Source organism: Escherichia sp. WS1152, assembly GCF_046487665.1.
Classification (GTDB): Bacteria; Pseudomonadota; Gammaproteobacteria; order Enterobacterales; family Enterobacteriaceae; genus Escherichia; species Escherichia coli.
Genome location: NZ_JBJQJA010000047.1, coordinates 1 through 4,476, shown reverse-complemented (window position 1 = coordinate 4,476; position 4,476 = coordinate 1). Strand labels below are relative to the sequence as shown.

General features: G+C 49.2%; 3 protein-coding genes, 1 pseudogene and 1 other annotated feature. Of the genes and pseudogenes, 3 read left to right on the top strand and 1 reads right to left on the bottom strand.

The genetic code is table 11. From position 1 onward, the window contains the following. A pseudogene (locus ACJHW7_RS25135) lies at positions 1 to 871 on the bottom strand (IS3 family transposase); the annotation flags it as partial. Continuing rightward, positions 474 to 590: a sequence feature (AL1L pseudoknot), on the bottom strand. (Overlaps the previous pseudogene by 117 nt.) Before the next feature lie 548 nt (positions 872 to 1,419). Here ACJHW7_RS25135 and sopA point away from each other — a divergent pair. From sopA to ACJHW7_RS25120, 3 genes are all read left to right on the top strand, one after another. Beyond that, positions 1,420 to 2,586, top strand: a complete 1,167-nt coding sequence (gene sopA / locus ACJHW7_RS25130) for a plasmid-partitioning protein SopA (protein ID WP_000772446.1) — start codon at positions 1,420 to 1,422, stop codon at positions 2,584 to 2,586. After that, on the top strand, positions 2,586 to 3,557 hold the full coding sequence (locus ACJHW7_RS25125) for a ParB/RepB/Spo0J family plasmid partition protein (RefSeq protein ID WP_000817031.1): 972 nt from the start codon (positions 2,586 to 2,588) through the stop codon (positions 3,555 to 3,557). The genes sopA and ACJHW7_RS25125 overlap by 1 nt, the downstream gene beginning before the upstream one ends. Before the next feature lie 865 nt (positions 3,558 to 4,422). Next, on the top strand, positions 4,423 to 4,476 hold a 54-nt coding region (locus ACJHW7_RS25120), incomplete at its 3' end, for an IS1 family transposase (RefSeq protein WP_129692851.1).

Below are 4,476 nucleotides of genomic sequence, written 5' to 3'. Positions count from 1 at the left end.
CATAACGCCTGCTCCAGAGCATCCAGCACGAATGTCGTTTCCATAGACGATGAGACCCGCCACCCCACGATGTATCCGGCAAACACATCAATGATGAACGCCACATAGACGAAGCCCCGCCATGTGCTGACGTAAGTAAAATCAGCCACCCACAGCTGGTCAGGTCGTTCTGCCACGAACTGACGGTTTACGCGGTCGCCTGCGGCAACGGCTTTCCGGCTGATGGTCGTACGGACCTTTTTACCCCGGAGAACACCGGCAAGTCCCATAACCGCCATGAGACGTGCCACAGTGCATCTGGCCACTCTGATACCTTCCCGTAACAACTGACGCCAGACTTTACGCACACCGTACACCTGATGATTTTCATCGTATACGCGCTGTATCTCTTTCTTCAGCCAGTCATCGCGCTGCGCACGGGCACTGCGTTTATCCGGATGATGTCGCTGTTGCTGACAGTGGTAATACGTTGACGGGGCAATATGCAGTTCGCTGCATAGCGGTCCGACCCCGTACTGCTCACGCAGCTTATCCAGCAGTGGCATCATTTTTTCCAGAGGCGGTCGAACTCCGCCTTCGCAAAATAAGCGGAAGCCTGGCGAAGGATATCGTTACTGCGGCGCAGTTCACGATTTTCACGTTCCAGCTCTTTCAGACGCTGACGTTCAGCGGTGGTGAGCCCGCCATCACCGCCTCCGGTATCCCGCTCATGCTGGCGTACCCAGACACGCAGAGTCTCCGGTGTACAGCCAATCTTTGGGGCAATGGAACAAATTGCCGCCCACTGTGAGTCATATTCGCCCTGACTTTCCAGAACCATACGAATCGCCCTCTGACGGACTTCGGGGGAAAAACGAGTATTTTTAGTCATCCTGTTTACCTCTTTCTCAGGGAGTTTAGTCTCCAGGATTCCCGGGGCGGTTCAGCCTGCATGGATTTTCTCATACTTTTTGAACTGTAATTTTTAAGGAAGCCAAATTTGAGGGCAGTTTGTCACAGTTGATTTCCTTCTCTTTCCCTTCGTCATGTGACCTGATATCGGGGGTTAGTTCGTCATCATTGATGAGGGTTGATTATCACAGTTTATTACTCTGAATTGGCTATCCGCGTGTGTACCTCTACCTGGAGTTTTTCCCACGGTGGATATTTCTTCTTGCGCTGAGCGTAAGAGCTATCTGACAGAACAGTTCTTCTTTGCTTCCTCGCCAGTTCGCTCGCTATGCTCGGTTACACGGCTGCGGCGAGCGCTAGTGATAATAAGTGACTGAGGTATGTGCTCTTCTTATCTCCTTTTGTAGTGTTGCTCTTATTTTAAACAACTTTGCGGTTTTTTGATGACTTTGCGATTTTGTTGTTGCTTTGCAGTAAATTGCAAGATTTAATAAAAAAATGCAAAGCAATGATTAAAGGATGTTCAGAATGAAACTCATGGAAACACTTAACCAGTGCATAAACGCTGGTCATGAAATGACGAAGGCTATCGCCATTGCACAGTTTAATGATGACAGCCCGGAAGCGAGGAAAATAACCCGGCGCTGGAGAATAGGTGAAGCAGCGGATTTAGTTGGGGTTTCTTCTCAGGCTATCAGAGATGCCGAGAAAGCAGGGCGACTACCGCACCCGGATATGGAAATTCGAGGACGGGTTGAGCAACGTGTTGGTTATACAATTGAACAAATTAATCATATGCGTGATGTGTTTGGTACGCGATTGCGACGTGCTGAAGACGTATTTCCACCGGTGATCGGGGTTGCTGCCCATAAAGGTGGCGTTTACAAAACCTCAGTTTCTGTTCATCTTGCTCAGGATCTGGCTCTGAAGGGGCTACGTGTTTTGCTCGTGGAAGGTAACGACCCCCAGGGAACAGCCTCAATGTATCACGGATGGGTACCAGATCTTCATATTCATGCAGAAGACACTCTCCTGCCTTTCTATCTTGGGGAAAAGGACGATGTCACTTATGCAATAAAGCCCACTTGCTGGCCGGGGCTTGACATTATTCCTTCCTGTCTGGCTCTGCACCGTATTGAAACTGAGTTAATGGGCAAATTTGATGAAGGTAAACTGCCCACCGATCCACACCTGATGCTCCGACTGGCCATTGAAACTGTTGCTCATGACTATGATGTCATAGTTATTGACAGCGCGCCTAACCTGGGTATCGGCACGATTAATGTCGTATGTGCTGCTGATGTGCTGATTGTTCCCACGCCTGCTGAGTTGTTTGACTACACCTCCGCACTGCAGTTTTTCGATATGCTTCGTGATCTGCTCAAGAACGTTGATCTTAAAGGGTTCGAGCCTGATGTACGTATTTTGCTTACCAAATACAGCAATAGTAATGGCTCTCAGTCCCCGTGGATGGAGGAGCAAATTCGGGATGCCTGGGGAAGCATGGTTCTAAAAAATGTTGTACGTGAAACGGATGAAGTTGGTAAAGGTCAGATCCGGATGAGAACTGTTTTTGAACAGGCCATTGATCAACGCTCTTCAACTGGTGCCTGGAGAAATGCTCTTTCTATTTGGGAACCTGTCTGCAATGAAATTTTCGATCGTCTGATTAAACCACGCTGGGAGATTAGATAATGAAGCGTGCGCCTGTTATTCCAAAACATACGCTCAATACTCAACCGGTTGAAGATACTTCGTTATCGACACCAGCTGCCCCGATGGTGGATTCGTTAATTGCGCGCGTAGGAGTAATGGCTCGCGGTAATGCCATTACTTTGCCTGTATGTGGTCGGGATGTGAAGTTTACTCTTGAAGTGCTCCGGGGTGATAGTGTTGAGAAGACCTCTCGGGTATGGTCAGGTAATGAACGTGACCAGGAGCTGCTTACTGAGGACGCACTGGATGATCTCATCCCTTCTTTTCTACTGACTGGTCAACAGACACCGGCGTTCGGTCGAAGAGTATCTGGTGTCATAGAAATTGCCGATGGGAGTCGCCGTCGTAAAGCTGCTGCACTTACCGAAAGTGATTATCGTGTTCTGGTTGGCGAGCTGGATGATGAGCAGATGGCTGCATTATCCAGATTGGGTAACGATTATCGCCCAACAAGTGCTTATGAACGTGGTCAGCGTTATGCAAGCCGATTGCAGAATGAATTTGCTGGAAATATTTCTGCGCTGGCTGATGCGGAAAATATTTCACGTAAGATTATTACCCGCTGTATCAACACCGCCAAATTGCCTAAATCAGTTGTTGCTCTTTTTTCTCACCCCGGTGAACTATCTGCCCGGTCAGGTGATGCACTTCAAAAAGCCTTTACAGATAAAGAGGAATTACTTAAGCAGCAGGCATCTAACCTTCATGAGCAGAAAAAAGCTGGGGTGATATTTGAAGCTGAAGAAGTTATCACTCTTTTAACTTCTGTGCTTAAAACGTCATCTGCATCAAGAACTAGTTTAAGCTCACGACATCAGTTTGCTCCTGGAGCGACAGTATTGTATAAGGGCGATAAAATGGTGCTTAACCTGGACAGGTCTCGTGTTCCAACTGAGTGTATAGAGAAAATTGAGGCCATTCTTAAGGAACTTGAAAAGCCAGCACCCTGATGCGACCACGTTTTAGTCTACGTTTATCTGTCTTTACTTAATGTCCTTTGTTACAGGCCAGAAAGCATAACTGGACTGAATATTCTCTCTGGGCCCACTGTTCCACTTGTATCGTCGGTCTGATAATCAGACTGGGACCACGGTCCCACTCGTATCGTCGGTCTGATTATTAGTCTGGGACCACGGTCCCACTCGTATCGTCGGTCTGATTATTAGTCTGGGACCATGGTCCCACTCGTATCGTCGGTCTGATTATTAGTCTGGGACCACGGTCCCACTCGTATCGTCGGTCTGATTATTAGTCTGGGACCACGGTCCCACTCGTATCGTCGGTCTGATTATTAGTCTGGGACCACGATCCCACTCGTGTTGTCGGTCTGATTATCGGTCTGGGACCACGGTCCCACTTGTATTGTCGATCAGACTATCAGCGTGAGACTACGATTCCATCAATGCCTGTCAAGGGCAAGTATTGACATGTCGTCGTAACCTGTAGAACGGAGTAACCTCGGTGTGCGGTTGTATGCCTGCTGTGGATTGCTGCTGTGTCCTGCTTATCCACAACATTTTGCGCACGGTTATGTGGACAAAATACCTGGTTACCCAGGCCGTGCCGGCACGTTAACCGGGCTGCATCCGATGCAAGTGTGTCGCTGTCGCCGGCCTCCTCACCCGGTCACGTTTCGTCGTTCCTCCTCCACGCGCTGCGGCTTCGGGGCCGCACCTGCATTCGTATGCGGTCGCCCGGTTACAGGTGCGGCACGGCCTGATGGAGGCCGCATGTGAGAGGAGAATTCCCATGCCAAACTGGGTGATGCTGCCAACTTACTGATTTAGTGTATGATGGTGTTTTTGAGGTGCTCCAGTGGCTTCTGTTTCTATCAGCTGTCCCTCCTGTTCAGCTACTGACGGGGTGGTG